The following is a 19,083-nucleotide window of genomic DNA, read 5'->3' as shown; positions in this document are numbered from 1 at the left end:
TTCATTATTAAATCAGAAGGAATTAAATAAATGTCTATTATAGGTATAGGAACTGATATTATAGAAATCGATCGTATTAGAAAAATTTTTTTTCAATTTGGAAATAAATTAGCCCAAAAAATATTATCCGAAAAAGAATGGGAAAAATATATAATATCTTTAAATAAAATTAATTTTATTGCGAAAAAATTTGCAGCTAAAGAAGCTGCTGTTAAAGCATTAGGAACAGGCATAAATAATGGAATAAATTTTCATCAAATAGAAATATATCACGACTCTCTAGGCAAACCAAATTTTTGTTTTTTAGGTAATGCTCTGAAAATATTCAAAGAAAAAAGATGTAAATTTGCGCATATTAGTATAACCGATCAAAAATCATATGCATATGCTATAGTGATTTTAGAAAGTTAATTAAATAAATTATTTTCTTTTTTTCTTAAAAAAATTAATTAAAATTTGAGTACATTGCAATTCCATAATATTTTTTTCTACTTTTAATTTATATTTTTTTTGTAATTCTAAAAAAACATCTTTAAAAGGACATTGTTTATCTTTTTTATAACTCGCTCCGAACACTAATCTTTCAATACGACTGTGTATAATAGCTCCGAAGCACATGATACATGGTTGTAATGTAACATATAATGTAGTATTTTTTAATCTATAATTTTTTATTATTTTTCCAGCTTGACGTAAAGCTATAATTTCAGCATGAGCAGTAGGATCGCTTTGAATAATTGATCTATTCCACCCTTGTCCAATAATTTTTTCTTTAGAAACTAATATTGCACCTATAGGTATTTCTCCTTGCTTTTCAGCATAGCATGCGTATTTTAAAGCAATTTTCATCCAATATTCATCTGTTTTAGATTTCATAAAAATTTTTTAACATATATTTTTAGTTTTTTTAAGTATTCTTAATTTATCTTTTTTCCATGAGTTTTTCTTTTCCTCTTCTCTTTTATCTATTTTATTTTTGCCTTTAGCTAATCCAAAATTTAATTTACACCAAGATTTTTTCCAAAATAAAGAAAGTGGAATTAAAGTATAGCCTATTTCATTTGTTTTTATCGATAAATAACTGATTTCATTTTTATGTAAAAGCAATTTTCTTTTCCTTGTAGGATCGAAAAAAAAATGATTTGAAGCTGTTGTTAAAGGTTGAATAACAGAATTACATAAATACATTTCATGTAAAAAATTATTAATATAACTTTCAGAAATGTTTATTTTACCTGATCTAATAGATTTAATTTCCCATCCTTTTAAAACTAAACCTGATTGAAAAACTTTCTCTATAAAGTATTTATGATAGGCTTTTTTATTTATACAAAAAATTAGTGATTTTAAATTATATTTTTTTTTGTTTAACATAATTGGATATAATCCAAAAGAATTAATTTGAATGTTTTGAAGTAATATAGATTGATTTTTTAAAAAAATTATGTTACTAAATTTTTATAAATAATAAAAAAAATTAAAATTTTTATGAATATGATTCAAGTAACAATTATTTATGCATTATCAGAAATACAATATATTGAAAAAGTTTATATAATATCTAATTCAACTGTAAAAGATGCTATATTTGCTTCAAATATACTTAGTGTATTCCCAGGTTTACAATTTTATAAAAATAATGTGGGTATTTATAATAAATTAGTTCATTTAAATAAAAAAATAAACAATGGAGACCGAATTGAAATTTATAGAAATTTAATAATAGATCCTAAAGAAAGAAGAAGAAAACAAACACTACGTTATAAAGAACATTTAAAACTAAAAAAAATTAAATAAATTGAATAAAAAATTAATTTTTAATATTAATATAACTTAAAAACAATATTTCAATTCCATTATTTCTTAAATAATTATTACTTTTTATTTGTTGATACCACAACCATAGCTGGACGTAATAAACGAATATTATGCATAATATAGCCAGATTGCATAACTTTGAGTACTTTATTAGACTCAGTTTTGTTATCATATTGTACAGATATAGCTTGGTGAATATTAGGATCAAATGTCACTTTGATATCGTGTATTTTAGATACTTGAAATTGAATAAAAACATTTTTTATCAAACACAGAATATTTTCAATATCTTTTAAAATTTCCATATATGTAATTTCTTTTTCTTTTTGTATTAAACTAGAAGCACGTTCAATATTATCTACAATCGAAAGAAACTCAACAATTAAATTTTCTAAAGAAAATTTTTGACATCTTTCAATCTCACTCATTAATCGATTTTTTATTTTAAAAATTTCTTTATTCTGTGTCGAAATGATTTCTTTTATTTTTTCTTCAGATGTTGTTAATTCATTTTTCAAAGTGTTAATTAAATTATCTTCATTACTTATATGTATATTCTCTTGTTCGTTGATATTACTTGTTATTTGATTGTTTATTTTTTCTTCATTTATCATGAACAGATCCCTTTCATATATTCGTAGAAATATACTGAATACTTATCTTTATAAAATTTAATATTGATTCTATACAAACAATAAATTTAAAATATTTTATTTTTTTTAATAAGAGGAGGAATATAAGATATTGACATATCCCAAGGTTGTTCAATCCATATGTTTTGATCAACATCTATGATATAATTATCTACTAAAAATTTACCCATAGGCTTAGCAAAGATAGTTACAAAATATGCTTTTGGATAAAATTTTCGAATAATATGAGCAGTTCCACCCGTATCCACAAGATCATCTACTACAATAACTTGCTTTCCACTAATTTTTTCATTACTAATTTTTGTTGTTTTTATAATTTTTCTATTTTCTTGTAAACAATTGTTGTTATAACTTGCAATACATATCGTATCAACATATCGAATACTTAATTCTCTTGCTAATAAAGAAGCAGGAACTAAACCACCTCTACTAACGGCAATAATTCTATTCCATGAATTTATTTTAATTAATCGACTAGCTAATTTTCTAGTATAAATCTGAAGCATATCCCAAGTGACAATATATTTCTCACTCATAAAAAATTCCAAAACTATAAAATAGTATTTATCAGAAAAGTGGAAATAATGTGTAGTTATTTAGGATTTTAAACTATTGAAATAAAATTATTTGTTCATGGTTTATTTTGTCATTTCTTTTTCAATAATTAGTATTAATATATGAATAATTTTAATATGCATTTCTTGTATTCGATCTGAATAACCATAATATGGTACGCAAATTTCTATATCTGATAATTTTTTTATTTTTCCTCCGTTATTTCCTGTCAGAGAAATTACTTTCATTTTTTTTTTACGTGCTGCTTTTATTGCATTAATGATGTTATTAGAATTACCTGATGTAGAAATAGCTAGTAATATATCGCTTGAATTTCCTACACTTTCTATATAACGTGAAAAAATATAATCATATCCAAAATCATTTCCTATTGCGGAAATATGACCTGTATCAGAAATTGAAATAGCTGGATATCCTGATCTTTTTTCTCTGTATAGTCCTGTAAGTTCTTCCGCAAAATGAACAGAGTCGCAATGAGATCCTCCATTACCACAAGAAATTACTTTTTTTTTGTTTTTAAATGCTTCTGCAATTAAAATTGAAGATTTTTCAATATTTTTTATTTGATTTTGATCTTCTAAAAAATTTTTTAATACATCTAATGAAGCATTTAATTCAGAACAAATAATTTTTTTATACATTATTTTTGCTTATATTAAAAATATAAAAATTTTTTCGGTGCGGACGGGACTCGAACCCGTGACCCCCGGCGTGACAGGCCAGTATTCTAACCAGCTGAACTACCGCACCTTGTATGATTGTATTATTGTACATATTTTAAAAAAATCAGTCAATGATCTTTTTATAGTTATCAATATTTAATTTGTAAAATTATTTTTTTTTATATCTTTTATATGATTTATATATTTTTCATGAAGTGTTAATTCTTCTACATTTGCTTTCAATATTTTCAAAGATTTTTTTTTATTTTTTATCCATTTACTGAAAGATGTATAATTATTTCCATGTTCAATATTATTACAAAACGACATAGATTCTTGACCACTAGTCATTAAAAGATATAATTTTCCTAATAAAAAAGAATCTAAAAGAGCTCCATGTAAAACTCTATGAGAATTTTTTATTTTGTATCGATTACAAAGTGCATCTAATGTATTTTTTTTTCCAGGAAATAATTTTCTTGCAATTTTTAAAGTGTCTATAATAGAACAAAAATTTGATATATCTATTGTTTTGTTTTTTAATAGGGAAAATTCTTGATTGATAAATCCTACATCAAAAGACGCATTATGAATTACTAATTGTGTATTTTGAATATATTTAAAGAATTTTTGAGCTATGTGTTTAAATAATGGTTTGTCTAATAAAAAATTATTAGTAATACCATGAATTTTTATAGCTTCTGGATCAATTGGTCTATTAGGTTGAATATAGACATGAAAATTGTTACCTGTAAAATGACGATTAATAATTTCAATAGCTCCAATTTCAATGATTCTATGATTAATACAAGATTTTCCAAAATTATTTATACCAGTAGTTTCAGTATCTAGTACAATTATTCTTTTTTTTTCATTATTTTTCATGTGTAATTTAATTAATCTTTTTGTGGAATACTTAATATAATGTTAAAATTAGTAAAAATATTTACAGACGGTTCTTGCTTAGGAAATCCAGGTTCAGGTGGGTACGCAACTATGTTGCGTTATAAAAAAATAGAAAAAATGCTAACTTCAGGATTTTTTTTAACTACTAATAACAGAATGGAGCTTATGGGTGTAATATCAGGATTAGAATTGTTAAAGCAATCTTGTATAGTCGAAATTTTTACAGATAGTCGATACGTCCAATATGGAATAACTAAATGGATTCAAAAATGGAAACAACAAAAATGGGAGAGAAATAATAAAAAATTGATAAAAAATATAGATTTATGGATGCGTATTAATGGTTTACTAAAAAAACATTGTATTACATGGTTTTGGATAAAAGCGCATAATGGCCATACAGAAAATGAACTATGTGACAAAATTGCACGTCAATCCGCACAAAATCCATTTATTCAAGATAAATTTTATGAAATAGTTTTTTATAAAAAATCAAAGGAAAAATTATGATTTTAACAAATATAATGGCGTTAAAAAATAATTATATTTGGATTTTATATGACAAAAATAATTCTTGTATTATTATTGATCCAGGCGAATCAAAGATTGTAATTAAAGAAATTATTCAAAAAAAATGGAATCCTAAAGCTATTTTACTCACTCATAATCATGTAGATCATACAAATGGAGTAGAAAATATTTTAAAAAAATATCCTAAAATCATTGTTTTTGGTCCTGAAGAAACAAAAAACTTTCATGTTAATGAAATTATTAAAGGGGGAGATAAAATAAACTTATTAGAATATGATATTGATATTATTTCTACTCCAGGTCACACATTAGGTCACATTTCATACTATTTAAAACCATACTTATTTTGTGGAGATACTCTGTTCTCAGCCGGTTGTGGTAAAGTTTTTAAAAATAATTATATCAAAATGTACAATTCTATTCAATCCATTAAATTATTTCCGAATAATACTGTTTTATGCTGCGCCCATGAATATACTGTATCTAATTTAATTTTTTCTATGCATTTTTTACCTCAAGATAAAAATATTAAATGTTATTATAAAAAAATTCAAAAAAAAATATTTTTAAAAAAAAACATTTTTCCATTTTTTCTTAATCATGAAAAAAAAATCAATATATTTTTAAGGACAGATGAATTTTTTTTAAAAAAGTCGATGGGTTTTAAAAAAAGTAAAGATTCTTTTGAAATATTTTGTTATTTAAGGAAAATTAAAGATATTTTTGGAGCTAAGCGGGATTGAACCGCTGACCTCCTGCGTGCAAGGCAGGCGCTCTCCCAGCTGAGCTATAGCCCCATATTACAATTTTTTTATATGGTGTCTATATGTAGCTTTTTTATGGTAGGCCTGAGTGGAGTTGAACCACCGACCTCACCCTTATCAGGGGTGCGCTCTTACCATCTGAGCTACAAGCCTTTATAGGAAATTTTTATTAGATAATTTGTGTGGGCACTGAAAAAAAGTATATTTTTTTAAGGAGGTGATCCAACCGCAGGTTCCCCTACGGTTACCTTGTTACGACTTCACCCCAGTCATGAATCACAAAGTGGTAGACGCCTTCCCAGTAAAGGGTTAGGATATCTGCTTCTTTTGCAACCCACTCCCATGGTGTGACGGGCGGTGTGTACAAGGCCCGGGAACGTATTCACCGTGGCATTCTGATCCACGATTACTAGCGATTCCGACTTCGTGGAGTCGAGTTGCAGACTCCAGTCCGGACTACGATTTACTTTATGAGGTTTGCTTGTCTTTGCAGATTCGCTTCTCTTTGTATAAACCATTGTAGCACGTGTGTAGCCCTGGTCGTAAGGGCCATGATGACTTGACGTCGTCCCCACCTTCCTCCGGTTTATAACCGGCAGTCTCCTCTGAGTTCCCGGCCGAACCGATGGCAACAGGGGATAAGGGTTGCGCTCGTTGCGGGACTTAACCCAACATTTCACAACACGAGCTGACGACAGCCATGCAGCACCTGTCTCATAGTTCCCGAAGGCACTTTCTTATTTCTAAGAAATTCTATGGATGTCAAGACCAGGTAAGGTTTTTCGCGTTGCATCGAATTAAACCACATGCTCCACCGCTTGTGCGGGCCCCCGTCAATTCATTTGAGTTTTAGCCTTGCGGCCGTACTCCCCAGGCGGTCGACTTAATGCGTTAGCTTCGGAAGTCACTTCTCTTGGAAACAACCTCCAAGTCGACATCGTTTACGGCATGGACTACCAGGGTATCTAATCCTGTTTGCTCCCCACGCTTTCGCACCTCAGTGTCAGTATTCGTTTAGGAGGCCGCTTTCGCCACAGGTATTCCTCCAGATATCTACGCATTTCACCGCTACACCTAGAATTCTACCTCCCTCTACGATACTCTAGTATTTCAGTTTCAAATGCAGTTCCTAGGTTAAGCCCAGGGATTTCACATCTGACTTAAAAAACCACCTACGTGCTCTTTACGCCCAGTAATTCTGATTAACGCTAGCACCCTCCGTATTACCGCGGCTGCTGGCACGGAGTTAGCCGGTGCTTCTTTTTCGGGTAACGTCAAGAAATAAAATTATTAGTTTTGTTTTTTTCCTCCCCGATGAAAGTACTTTACAACCCTAAGGCCTTCTTCATACACGCGGCATAGCTGCATCAGGCTTTCGCCCATTGTGCAATATTCCCCACTGCTGCCTCCCGTAGGAGTCTGGACCGTGTCTCAGTTCCAGTGTGGCTGGTTATCCTCTCAGACCAGCTAGAGATCGTTGCCTTGGTAAGCTTTTACCTTACCAACAAGCTAATCTCTTCTGGGCTCATCCAAAAGCATGAGGCCTATAAGGTCCCCCACTTTGGTTTCTCAACTTTATGCGGTATTAGCTACCATTTCTAGTAGTTATCCCCCTCTTTTGGGTAGATTCCCAGATATTACTCACCCGTTTGCCGCTCGCCGACAAGAAAGCAAGCTTTCTTTCGCTGCCGCTCGACTTGCATGTGTTAGGCTTGCCGCCAGCGTTCAATCTGAGCCATGATCAAACTCTTCAATTTTTAAATCTATCTCTTAAATAAATTTAAGAGATTTTAAACTAAAAAAATTTTATTTGTACTTAATTTTTTGTGCCCACACAGATTATCTAATATTTTTTTAAAGAGCGATTTTACTTTTAAAGATTTAAATAAGAGAGTACATTTTTTTTTAGATCTTGTCAACCTTTTAATGAAATTAATTATAATTTTAATTTTTTTCAAAAATATAAAATTGTTTAAAATTTAATATATATTTCAAAAAACAAATTTTTATCTAAAAATTAATATTGTTATTAAAAAAATTCATTATAATGTAATTATTATCAAAAAACTAAATTCATTAGTGTTATTAATAATTTAATAATTAAAATAATTTTGTATTAAATTAATAAAATTTGTTTAAATTATTATTAATTTTAAATAAATAAAGGTTTCAAATGAATATAAAATATACAATAAAAAAAGATATTGAACAAGCTTTAATTAAAATTGGTCTCAAAAATTATTATAAACCATTAATTATTTCTAAAAAAAAAACAGAGTTCGGAAATTACCAAGTTGATAACTTAATGAAAATAGCTCATTCAAATGATATCGAACCATATATTTTATATGAAAAAATACTTTTTTTTATTCAAAAAAAAAATATATATAAAAAAATGATATTTTCTTATCCAGGATTTATAAATATTTTTATTAATGAAAATTTTTTATCAGAGAAATTAGAAGAATTATTTGTTTCATCTCGTTTAGGTATCAAACGTGTTGATTCTAAAAAAACCATAGTAGTAGATTATTCTTCTCCAAACATCGCTAAAGAAATGCACATAGGACATTTAAGGTCTACCATTATAGGAGATGTTACTGTAAGAACTTTAGAATTTTTAGGGCATAATGTAATTAGAGCTAACCATATTGGAGATTGGGGTACACAATTTGGAATGTTAATAGCATATTTAAAATACAAAAAATTAGAAAAAAAACTACAAAATAATCTTATTTCCCTAAGAGAGATTGAACGTTTTTATTGTAAATCAAAAAAAAAATGTGATGTAGATAAAAATTTTGAAAAAGAGTCAAAAAAATATGTAGTAAAACTGCAAAATGGAGATCAACACTGTTATTCTATGTGGAAAAAGCTAATTACAATAACAATGAAGTATAATTATCAAATATACGAGCAACTTAATGTTACATTAAAAAAAGAACATACTATGGGGGAAAGTTTATATAATAAAATGCTTCCAGATATTATAAAAGATCTTAAAGAAAAAAAAATAGCTACAGAAAAAAACAAAGCTATTATAATTTTCTTAAATGAGTTCAAAAATAAACTAGGAGAACCCATGGGAGTGGTTGTTCAAAAGAAAGATAAAGCTTTTTTATATTCTACTACAGATATTGCTTGTTTAAAATATCGATATGAAACGTTACACGCTAATCGTATAATATATTATACAGACTCTCGTCAACACCAACATTTACTACAAATATGGACTATTGCTAGAAAAGCCCATTATATACCTCAAAATTTATTGTTAGAACATCATACATTCGGAATGATGTTGTCAAAAAACAAACGTCCTTTTAAAACACGTGATGGCAATACTATCAAACTTACTGCATTACTTGACGAAGCGATAAATAGAGCTAAAGATTTAATTTATCAAAAAAATCCTAATTTACCTAAAAAAAAACTAATCAAATTAGCTAAAGTGATAGGAATAAGCGCAGTAAAATATTCGGATTTATCTAAAAATAGAAATACTAACTATATATTTGACTGGGATACAATGTTAACTTTTGAGGGAAATACATCACCTTATATACAGTACGCTTATACAAGAATTATATCGATTTTAAAGAAATCTACTATACCAATACATAAAATATCAGAAAAAATTAGTCTAGTTAAAAACAGTGAAATTCAATTAGCAACTAAAATATTAGAATTTGAAGAAATTATCTTGATTATAGAAGCAAAAGGAATACCACATATAATGTGCAATTATCTGTATGAATTAGCAACATATTTTTCTAACTTTTATGAAAATTGCTCAATTTTATTTTCTAAAAAAATTAAAACACGAAAAAGCAGATTAAAATTATCTTTTTTAACAGCAAAAACATTAAAAAAAGGACTGAATATTTTAGGAATAAAAACATTAAAAAAAATGTAAAATACATTTTCTTTTGATAACACCAGTAAGGTGAGGCAATAATGTAGCACTAATAAAACGTACCACTTAAAACCACACCAATCTGTATTTTAAAAAAAATATTATGTACTTCCAATTATATTAGTAACTTTTATATTATTTATTGAGGTTATTTCTAACTCCGATAAAACAGTTAATTCTGAAAAATGAATACGTAAAAATCTAGATAAAAATAATCGTAAAATATGAGGTACTAATAAAACAACAGGAGCTTTGATTGATTTTTGTTGTTCAATTGCTTTTTTTGTTTTAGATAAAAGTATCTCAGATAAACCTGGCTCTATATTAATTTTTTCTCCTTTTACACTATCCATTAATAATTTCTCTAAATTAGATTCTAAAACCATCACTTCAATGGTATTTTTTTTATAAAATAACTTTTGAATTATAATTTTACTTAAAGATATACGAATAATACTAGTTAATTCATTCGCATCTTTTTGATTAATAGCATGTTCTGATAATGTTTCTAAAATAGTTCGCATATCTTTTATTGGAACTTTTTCTAAAATTAAATTTTTTAAAATTTTATGCAAAGTTGTAAGATCAATTACATTAGGTATTAAATCTTCAGTCAATTTAGGTATTTCTGAATTTACACGATTCAATAACTGCTGAGTTTCGTAACGACCAAACAATTCATTAATATTCTGAGAAATGAGAAAATTTAAATGTGTTGCAATAATAGAGCTCGAATCAACTACAGAATATCCTTTCTTTTCTGCTTCCATTTTAAATGATGTATCAATCCAATAACCAGATAAACCAAAAGCAGGTTCGTTCACTGCTTTAAACGGTAGTGATTCTATTTCTTGGCCCGTAGAAATGGCCATCAATTTGCCGTATAAACATTCTCCATTTCCTATTTCTATACCTTTAATAAAAATACGGTATGAATTTTTAGTTAAATTCATATTGTTTTTAATATGAACTAAAGGAGGAAGAAATCCAATTTCTTTTGCAATTTTTTTTCGAACAATTCGAATTTTTTCTAATAAATCACCACTTTTTTTAACATCTAACATAGGGACTAAATTTAATCCTATTTCTATCCTTATAGGATCCTCTAATTCAACATCATTCCAAGAAGCTTCGACAGTTGAATTTAAAATAGGTTTATTTTGATTTGTAGAATCTGACAAAACATCATTATTAAAAATATGTTTTTTCCGATTTAATTGCCAAGCAAGAAAAAGCAATAAAATTGTAAATATAAGAAATACTATATTTGGCATTCCAGGAACTAAACCAAGTATACCTAAAACAATAGCACTTAATAAAATGACCTGAGAATTACAAAATAATTGGCTAATCATTTGCTCGCCAACATTTTGATTAGTACTAACTCTTGTAACAATTACACCAGCGGCTGTAGAAATGACTAATGCAGGTATTTGAGCAACTAAACCATCTCCTATAGTTAGCAAGGTATAAACCTCAGCAGCTTTTGTTAGTAACATATTATGTTGAAATACACCGATAATTAATCCTCCAAATATGTTAAGAAACATAATCAAAATACCAGCAATAGCATCTCCTCGTACAAATTTACTTGCTCCATCCATAGATCCATAAAAATCAGCTTCTTGTGTAATTTGTAATCGACGTTTTTTAGCTTCTGCTTCGCCAATTAAACTTGCATTTAAATCTGCATCAATTGCCATTTGTTTTCCAGGCATAGCATCTAATATAAACCTTGCTCCCACCTCTGCTATCCTACCTGCTCCTTTAGTAATCACCATAAAATTAATAATCACTAAAATAATAAATACCACTATACCAATAGCAAAGTTTCCGCCCACTAAAAAATGTCCAAATGATTCAATTACTCTTCCTGCTGAATCAGTTCCTGTATGTCCATTTAAGAAAATCACACGCGTAGACGCAACATTTAACGCTAACCTTAATAAGGTTGAAAATAGTAAAATAGTTGGAAAAGCAGCAAAATCTAAAGTTTTCCTAGTAAACATAGAAACAAGTAGAATAATGATTGATAAAGCAATGTTAAATGTAAAAAAAATATCCAAAATGAAAGGTGCGAGTGGTAACACCATCATTGATAAAATAATTAATATGAGTATTGGTCCTGCTAATACTTTCCATTGAGTATTTTTAAAATTTTTTATAATGCGAAAAATAGAAGAAAAATTAATCATTAGTTTCGCTTTCTCCTGTAAAGTTTAATTCAGATGGGACAAATATATTTTTTGGTTTTTGTGGAAAAACACCACCTTCTTTTTTCCATTTTTTGACTTTCCAAACCCACGCTAAAACTTCAGCCACAGCTTTATAAAGAGGGCCGGGAATATATTGTCCGATTTCTGCATAACGATATAATGAACGAGCTAACGCAGGGGCAGAGATTATAGGGATGTTATATTGATTTGCAGTTTTTTGTATTTGAATAGCTACATCACCTAAACCTTTTGCTATTACTTTAGGCGCATTCATTTTTTCTTCATCATATCTGAGTGCTACAGAATATTGTATAGGATTAGTGATAACAACATCAGACTTTGGAACGTTTAAAATCATTCTTCTACGAAAATTTTCTTTCATTTGACGACGAATTCTGACTTTTAAATGCGGATGACCTTCTTGCTCTTTAAATTCATCTTTGATTTGTTGACGAGTCATTCTTAATTTTTTATAGTGTTGAAATTGATTCCAAAACACATCAAAAACAACAATTGGAATTAATCCTAATATTGTTAAAATACAACAACGCATAATAGTATCAAATCCAAAAGAAAAAACAGAAACAATATCTTTAATATCAAAAAATAATATTTCAGAAAAATGCAACCATAAATACCAAAACACTACGCTTCCAATAAAAATTAACTTTAATATATTTTTAAAACATTCCAAGAATATTTTTAAAGAAAAAATTCTTTTTAATCCTTTTATTAAATTAAATTTTTCTAAATTAAATTTTAACGATTTTATATTTAATTGAATACCACTAAAAAAAATAGCAGGTATTACCATCACAAAAAATAAAGACCCTAAAAATGGGCTAAAAATAATAAAAATTTTTTTTAAAGCAATAAAAACATTTAATAAAATGTTTTGTTTATCTAGAATGATATTTTTATTAAAATCAAGACTGTTAGATAAAATTCTTTTAAATTCCAGTATAATTGAATTTCTACAAAACCATAAATTTAATAATCCAATCGTTAAAATTAATAAAGAGTTTAATTCACGAGAATATCTTGTTTTGCCTTTTTTTCGAGATTTTTTAATATGATGTTCAGTTGGTTTTTCAGTTTTTTCTTCATGCATATCATGATTCATTTTAAATATTTTTAACCATTATAATTGTTTTGTTTGATAAGGAATTAATAGAACAAAAAAAATAATAAGTAATCAATACAATAGTTTTACAATAAAATCTAATTTGGCTTAAAAATTACAAGTATAAAAAATATTTTTAAAATATTTTATTATATAATAGAATTGATATTGATAATCAAAATAAATATTTTAATTTTTAAATAACTTTTTATTGAGACCTTAATATATGCGAGCAAGTCAATATTTACTACTAACTTTAAAAGAAACTCCTAACAATACAAAAATAATCAGTCACCAACTTATGCTACGAAGTGGAATGATAAGAAAATTATCTTCAGGGTTATATATTTGGCTTCCTACAGGTTTAAAAGTATTAAAAAAAATTAATAAAATTATTGCTTGTGAAATGAGAAAAATAAACGCTTTAGAAATTATTATGCCTATTATACAGCCTAAAAAACTCTGGGAACAAAGCAATCGTTTGAATACATATGGAAAAGAATTATTACAATTTTTTGATCGACGCAATCAGGAATTTATATTAGGCCCAACTAATGAAGAAGTTGTAACGTATTTAATTGGCAATGAAATACGTTCATACCAAGAACTACCATTAATTGTATATCAAATTCAAACTAAATTCAGAGACGAAATACGTCCACGATTTGGAATTGTTCGAGCTCGTGAATTTATTATGAAAGATGCTTACTCGTTTCATATGAGTAAAGCATGCTTAAAAAAAACTTATGATAACTTTTATACAAGTTATATTAATATATTTAATCAAATGCAACTTAAATTTCGGGTAGTTAATGCTGATTCTGGATCGATGGGCGGTAAAATTTCTCATGAATTTCAAGCTTTATCTGATAACGGAGAAGACGAGATAGTATTTTCTCAAAATACATCATATTCGTCTAATATCAATACAGCTAAATCAATAGAATCTATTAATTTTTTTGAAAAAAATTATGACAATATTCATGATACAAATAAAAGTATAAAATCTATTAAAGATATTCATGAGATAGAATTTCCCATTAAAAATTTAATCAAAACTATTTTAATTAGAACAAACGAAAATAATCAGTTTTCATTTGCAGCTTTATTAATACGATCAGAACATGAAATAAATTTATTTAAAGTAGAAAAAATTAACATTTTCTCAAAACCATTACAATTTATCAACGAAAAAGAGATTATAGAATTAATAGGTGTGAAAAAAAAATTTTTAGGACCTTTAAACTTAAATGTTCCAATTTTTGCTGATGTTTCAGTATATTATATGAAAAATTTTACTATTGGAGCCAACATTAATGAAAAATTTTTTATTAACGTAAACTGGAAAATAGATATGCCAATTCCAACTATTGTTGATATTAGGACAATCACTAAAAATGATTTAGGGCCAGATGGATTGAAATCCTTAGAAATTAAAAAAAGTATTGAAATTGGACATATATTTCAATTAGAAAAAGAATATTCTAAAAAAATGAATACATTAGTCAAAGATAAATTTGGAAAGCAAAAAAATTTATATATGGGATGTTATGGGATTGGAATAACACGAATTATAGCATCTATAATCGAGCAAAATTATGATAATGACGGTATCATTTGGCCAAGTTGTATATCTCCTTTCGAAGTAGCTATTTTACCTATTAATATAAATAATTGCAAAGAAACAAAAAAAAATTCAGAGGAATTATATAAAAAAATTAAAAATGAAAAAATAGATGTAATTTTAGATGACCGAAACAAAAGACCAGGTATTATGTTCAACGAAATAGATTTAATTGGCATTCCTCACCAAATTATTATTAGCAAACGTTATATAGAAAAAGAAAAAGTTGAATATCGATCAAGAAAAAACAAAAAAAATATTCTTATTCATATAAAAGATATTATTTCTTTTTTAAAAAATCAATTAAAATAATTTAATAAAATTTTAATTTTATATTATTCGATCCAACTAAAAATTTGAGCTCGTGTAAAAATTCATTACTAACCTTAATATTAAAATTTATTTTTTTTATTAAACTTAAAGAATACTTTTGTTTTTGAAAAAATAAATCAACAAAAACATTACCTTTATCTTGTTTTTTTAATAATTGATATAATTTTTCCAAGAAACATTTATCTTTTTTTTCAGAAAAAATAATAATTAATTTTCTAATATATTTCTCTCGCAATAATGTTAAATTCATAACGTTATATGCTATTATTCTAAAATTTTTAGTTGGATTTATTGCTCCTCTAATGATTAAAATTTCATTTAATTTAATTAAATTTTTAAATGAATCAAATACTTTCTTAAAAATTATAATTTCTAAGCGACTTGTATAATTATCTAATACTACTATAATTATTTGATTTTTATTTTTCGTCATTTTTATTTTAATCGAAATCACAACCCCGAAAAATATCTGATTCTTATCAGTAAATTGTAACATTGATTTTTTCAAATCATGTATATAATGTTTTAATTCTACTTTATACTGATCGATAGGATGAGATGTCAAATAAAAACCTAAAACTGCATATTCATTGTTTAATTGATCTTGTTTGGAATATGATAATTGAGATGAATTATATTTTTTTATTATATTTAATTGATTTTCAAATCCACCAAAAAGACTAGCTTGTCGATTATTTTTTATTCTTATATGTTCTTTAGCAATTTTAATAGCATCGTCTATCAAATGAAGTAAATAATTTCTATTCTTATTAATAGAATCTAAACTACCTGACATAATTAACTTTTCTAATATCCTACGATTGATTTTATTAGGATCGGAACGTTTACATAAATCAAATAGATCACGAAAACAGCCATTTTTTTCTCTTTCTTTAACAATATTTTTAATTGAATTTTCACCTATTCCTTTTATAGCTCCAAGTCCATAAACTATATTATTAAAATTATCCACATAAAATTCATATTTACTTAGATTAATATTAGGCGGGATAATTTTTAATTGCATATTATATGCTTCATGCACTAAAATTATAATTTTTTCTATATTATCTATATCAGAATTCATAGTAGAAGCTATAAATTCTGAAGGATAATATGCTTTTAACCACATTGTTTGGTAAGAAATTAAAGCATAAGCTACAGAATGTGATTTATTAAATCCATATCCTGAAAATTTTTCTAATAAATCAAAAATCTTTATTGCTAAATTTATATTAATTCCATTTTTTTGAGATCCTTCTAAAAAAAATTTTCTTTGTTTAGCCATATCTTTCGGGTTTTTTTTACTCATAGCTCGCCTTAAAATATCAGCTTTCGCTAAAGTAAAACCTGCTAAAATTTGAGCAATTTGCATAACTTGCTCTTGATATAAAATAATTCCATACGTTGATTTTAACACTGGCTGTAAAAGTATATGTTGCCATTTATCATCAGGATATGCAATTCTTTCATGTCCATGTTTTCGATTTATGAAATTATCTACCATCCCTGATTGTAATGGTCCAGGTCTAAAAAGCGCTAAAAGTGCAATAATATCTTCAAAACAATCTGGTTGTAATCTTTTAATTAAATCTTTCATCCCATAAGATTCTAACTGAAAAATAGCTGTAGTTTTACATTCTTTTAATAAATCAAAGCACTTTTTATCATTTAAAGGAATTGATTGAATATCAATTTCTTTTTTGTCTTGAAACAACTTTGAATTAATCATATTTACTGTACAACTGATTGTTGTCAATGTACGTAAACCAAGAAAATCAAACTTTAATAAACCAACGTATTCAATATCATCTTTATCAAATTGAGTGATAGGATTTTTTCCATTTTCATCATAATATAACGGACAAAAATCAGTGATTTTCGTGGGAGCAATAACAACGCCGCCTGCATGTTTACCAACATTTCTATTGACTCCTTCTAATTTTTTAGAAATATCAACTAATTTTTTTATATCTTCATCATTTTTATAAAGATTATGCAGCTCTGAGTTTTTAGAAAAAGCTTCATCAAGTGTGATTCCTGGATCTAAAGGTACTAATTTAGATAAATTATTAATAAATCCATAAGGATAACCTAAAACTCTTCCCACATCTCTAATTACAGCTTTTGCAGTCATGGTTCCAAAAGTAATAATTTGAGCCACTGCATTCCTACCGTATACATTCGAAACATGTTCGATTACTTGATCTCTTTTTTCCATACAAAAATCAATGTCAAAATCGGGTAAAGAAATACGTTCTGGATTCAAAAATCGTTCAAATAATAAATTAAATGATAAAGGATCTATTTCTGTGATATTTAACGCATATGCAACTAATGAACCTGCACCTGAACCTCGTCCAGGACCGACTGGAATATTATTTTTTTTTGCCCATTGTATAAATTCCATTACAATCAAAAAATAACCAGAAAAACCCATTTTATTTATTATCTTTAATTCCATATTTAAACGACTTTTATATTTTAAGTAAACCTGCTTATCTATTTTAACATTATCAAAACATATTTTTAAGCGTTGTTTTAATCCTTTTTCAGCCTTGATAGTTAGATCATCTGTAATACTTTTTCGTGTTGTTATAAACTGCGGCAAGAAATACTTCCCAGAAGATATAAAAACATTACAGCGTTTTGCGATTTCTACACTGTTAATCAACGCCTCAGGAATATCAGAAAAAAGATTAAACATTTCTTCTTCGCTTTTTAAAAATTGATGTTTACTATAGTTATTTTGAATTTTAGAATTTTTTAAGATTTCTCCTTCATGAATTGCAATTCTAATTTTATGAATTTTAAAATCTGATTCTTGCAAAAAACAAACATCATTAGTTGCGACTACTGGAATACTTTGAGAATAAGATAAATCTACAGCTAAATGCAAGTATTTTTCTTCGTCTTGTCTACCCGTTCGTACTAACTCTAAATAATAAGAAGAAGGAAAATATGTTTCATAAAATTTTAAACAAGAAGAAATTATTGAAAAGGATTGGTTCCGTAACAAAATTTTTCCAATCTCACCTTGACAACCCCCGGAAAGTAATATCAATCCAGTATTATTTTCTGAAAGCCATTTTTTTTTTATTGTTACAAATTTGTTGTTAACATATCCTTTTTCATAGGCGCGAGAAATTAAGGCAATTAAATTTTTATAACCTTCTTGATTTGCCGCTAATATAGTTAACTCTACCAAATCATTTTTTATAAACTCTGAAATAAATTTTACTGTTGCACCGATAATAGGTTTTAATCCTAAATTATGCGAGGAATTATAAAATTTTATTACACCATATAAATTTGTAAAATCTGTAATGGCTAAAGCCATCATTCCTAAAGAAACAGCTTTTTTTACTAAATTTTCTGGCTTAGATAATCCATCGAACATTGAATAATCACTATGTACATGAAGATGAACAAATTTTGGTAAGCTCATGTATATTCCAAATTTAATATAAAAATATTTTATTTAATAATTGATTTTTTATAAAAAATAATAGTAGCATAACAAATTTTTATATTCTGCACTACTGCGATAGCTTTAAACTTAATTAAGTTTTTTTTATTCTCAAGATAAAATACGTCAATAAAAATTTGATCTCCAGGAATAACATTTTTTTTAAATCTTGCATGCTCAATACCAACAAAATAATATAATTTATTAATATTTAAATATCCAGTACTTTTATATATTAAAATAGCCGCTGCTTGAGTCATAGCTTCTATAATCAAGACAGCTGGAAAAACAGGCTTTTTTAAAAAATGTCCCTGAAAAAAAGGTTCATTTATAGTGCAATTTTTTAATGCTTGCAAAAAATCAAACGTCTTGTAATCTAAAATTCTATCAATTAATAAAAAAGGATAACGATGTGGTAAAATTTTTAAAATTTTTTTGATATTTAAAACATTAGCATTCAAAATGCTGACCTTTTGGAATAAAAATTTCAAA

Annotated in this window: 16 protein-coding genes, 3 tRNA genes and 1 rRNA gene; 6 read left to right on the top strand and 14 right to left on the bottom strand. The window is 26.7% G+C overall.

The features are described 5' to 3' along the window. Positions 1-30 precede the first annotated feature (30 nt). Complete coding sequence (acpS, locus tag IX46_RS01290) at positions 31-411, top strand: holo-ACP synthase (RefSeq protein WP_053940218.1); 381 nt, start codon at positions 31-33, stop codon at positions 409-411. A gap of 9 nt (positions 412-420) precedes the next feature. Here the strand turns inward: acpS and tadA are convergent, their stop codons facing one another. Both tadA and smpB read right to left on the bottom strand, forming a co-directional pair. Continuing rightward, entirely contained in the window at positions 421-876 is a 456-nt protein-coding gene (gene tadA, locus IX46_RS01285) for a tRNA adenosine(34) deaminase TadA (RefSeq protein ID WP_053940217.1), read from the bottom strand. 9 nt (positions 877-885) lie between these two features. After that, on the bottom strand, positions 886-1,374 hold the full coding sequence (gene smpB / locus IX46_RS01280; protein WP_053940216.1) for an SsrA-binding protein SmpB: 489 nt from the start codon (positions 1,372-1,374) through the stop codon (positions 886-888). A 114-nt stretch (positions 1,375-1,488) separates the two neighbouring features. On the opposite strand from smpB, the gene IX46_RS01275 reads away from it, so the two are divergent. After that, positions 1,489-1,797 (top strand): RnfH family protein, encoded by a 309-nt coding sequence (locus IX46_RS01275; RefSeq protein ID WP_053940215.1) that lies wholly within the window; start codon positions 1,489-1,491, stop codon positions 1,795-1,797. A 77-nt stretch (positions 1,798-1,874) separates the two neighbouring features. On the opposite strand, the gene IX46_RS01270 is transcribed toward IX46_RS01275, so the two are convergent. The 5 genes from IX46_RS01270 to dnaQ form a co-directional block, all read right to left on the bottom strand. After that, complete coding sequence (locus IX46_RS01270) at positions 1,875-2,432, bottom strand: nucleotide exchange factor GrpE (protein ID WP_053940214.1); 558 nt, start codon at positions 2,430-2,432, stop codon at positions 1,875-1,877. A gap of 86 nt (positions 2,433-2,518) precedes the next feature. Further along, on the bottom strand, positions 2,519-3,007 hold the full coding sequence (gpt, locus tag IX46_RS01265; protein WP_053940213.1) for a xanthine phosphoribosyltransferase: 489 nt from the start codon (positions 3,005-3,007) through the stop codon (positions 2,519-2,521). Positions 3,008-3,109: 102 nt separating this feature from the next. Next, positions 3,110-3,688, bottom strand: a complete 579-nt coding sequence (gene lpcA, locus IX46_RS01260) for a D-sedoheptulose 7-phosphate isomerase (protein ID WP_053940212.1) — start codon at positions 3,686-3,688, stop codon at positions 3,110-3,112. Positions 3,689-3,723: 35 nt separating this feature from the next. Further along, positions 3,724-3,797 (bottom strand) — tRNA-Asp (locus IX46_RS01255). A 68-nt stretch (positions 3,798-3,865) separates the two neighbouring features. After that, positions 3,866-4,594 carry a DNA polymerase III subunit epsilon gene (gene dnaQ, locus IX46_RS01250; RefSeq protein ID WP_053940211.1) on the bottom strand — a complete coding sequence of 243 codons (729 nt, stop codon included), beginning with the start codon at positions 4,592-4,594 and terminating at the stop codon, positions 3,866-3,868. A 39-nt stretch (positions 4,595-4,633) separates the two neighbouring features. Here dnaQ and rnhA point away from each other — a divergent pair, with 39 nt between their 5' ends. Both rnhA and gloB read left to right on the top strand, forming a co-directional pair. Next, positions 4,634-5,125: a ribonuclease HI gene (gene rnhA / locus IX46_RS01245; RefSeq protein WP_053940210.1), complete on the top strand. Its 492-nt coding sequence runs from the start codon at positions 4,634-4,636 to the stop codon at positions 5,123-5,125. After that, positions 5,122-5,889 carry a hydroxyacylglutathione hydrolase gene (gene gloB, locus IX46_RS01240; protein ID WP_053940533.1) on the top strand — a complete coding sequence of 256 codons (768 nt, stop codon included), beginning with the start codon at positions 5,122-5,124 and terminating at the stop codon, positions 5,887-5,889. Before rnhA ends, gloB begins: the two co-directional genes overlap by 4 nt. Here gloB and IX46_RS01235 read toward each other — a convergent pair. The 3 genes from IX46_RS01235 to IX46_RS01225 all read right to left on the bottom strand — a co-directional run bounded on the left by IX46_RS01235 (position 5,871) and on the right by IX46_RS01225 (position 7,667). Beyond that, positions 5,871-5,943 (bottom strand) — tRNA-Ala (locus IX46_RS01235). The genes gloB and IX46_RS01235 overlap by 19 nt on opposite strands. A gap of 43 nt (positions 5,944-5,986) precedes the next feature. Next, positions 5,987-6,063: transfer RNA gene (locus IX46_RS01230), tRNA-Ile, on the bottom strand. Between the two features lie 57 nt (positions 6,064-6,120). After that, a 16S ribosomal RNA gene (locus tag IX46_RS01225) occupies positions 6,121-7,667 on the bottom strand. Positions 7,668-8,083: 416 nt separating this feature from the next. Between IX46_RS01225 and argS the strand changes: the two genes are divergently transcribed. After that, positions 8,084-9,826 carry an arginine--tRNA ligase gene (gene argS, locus IX46_RS01220; protein ID WP_053940209.1) on the top strand — a complete coding sequence of 581 codons (1,743 nt, stop codon included), beginning with the start codon at positions 8,084-8,086 and terminating at the stop codon, positions 9,824-9,826. A 101-nt stretch (positions 9,827-9,927) separates the two neighbouring features. Here the strand turns inward: argS and flhA are convergent, their stop codons facing one another. Beyond that, positions 9,928-12,021 (bottom strand): flagellar biosynthesis protein FlhA, encoded by a 2,094-nt coding sequence (gene flhA, locus IX46_RS01215; protein WP_053940208.1) that lies wholly within the window; start codon positions 12,019-12,021, stop codon positions 9,928-9,930. Next, a complete protein-coding gene (gene flhB, locus IX46_RS01210) occupies positions 12,014-13,165 on the bottom strand; it encodes a flagellar biosynthesis protein FlhB (RefSeq protein ID WP_053940207.1) in 1,152 nt (383 codons plus the stop codon). Before flhB ends, flhA begins: the two co-directional genes overlap by 8 nt. A 226-nt stretch (positions 13,166-13,391) precedes the next feature. Here flhB and IX46_RS01205 point away from each other — a divergent pair, with 226 nt between their 5' ends. Beyond that, positions 13,392-15,101 carry a proline--tRNA ligase gene (locus IX46_RS01205; protein WP_053940206.1) on the top strand — a complete coding sequence of 570 codons (1,710 nt, stop codon included), beginning with the start codon at positions 13,392-13,394 and terminating at the stop codon, positions 15,099-15,101. Between the two features lies 1 nt (position 15,102). Here the strand turns inward: IX46_RS01205 and dnaE are convergent, their stop codons facing one another. Continuing rightward, complete coding sequence (dnaE, locus tag IX46_RS01200; RefSeq protein WP_053940205.1) at positions 15,103-18,570, bottom strand: DNA polymerase III subunit alpha; 3,468 nt, start codon at positions 18,568-18,570, stop codon at positions 15,103-15,105. Positions 18,571-18,599: 29 nt separating this feature from the next. Next, positions 18,600-19,082: a 3-hydroxyacyl-ACP dehydratase FabZ gene (fabZ, locus tag IX46_RS01195; RefSeq protein WP_053940204.1), complete on the bottom strand. Its 483-nt coding sequence runs from the start codon at positions 19,080-19,082 to the stop codon at positions 18,600-18,602. Position 19,083 lies beyond the last annotated feature (1 nt).

It is taken from the genome of Buchnera aphidicola (Aphis glycines) (assembly GCF_001280225.1).
Taxonomy (GTDB): domain Bacteria; phylum Pseudomonadota; class Gammaproteobacteria; order Enterobacterales; family Enterobacteriaceae; genus Buchnera; species Buchnera aphidicola_E.
Note: the sequence above shows the minus strand (reverse complement) of the source record. Positions and strands in the feature narration are given on the sequence as shown.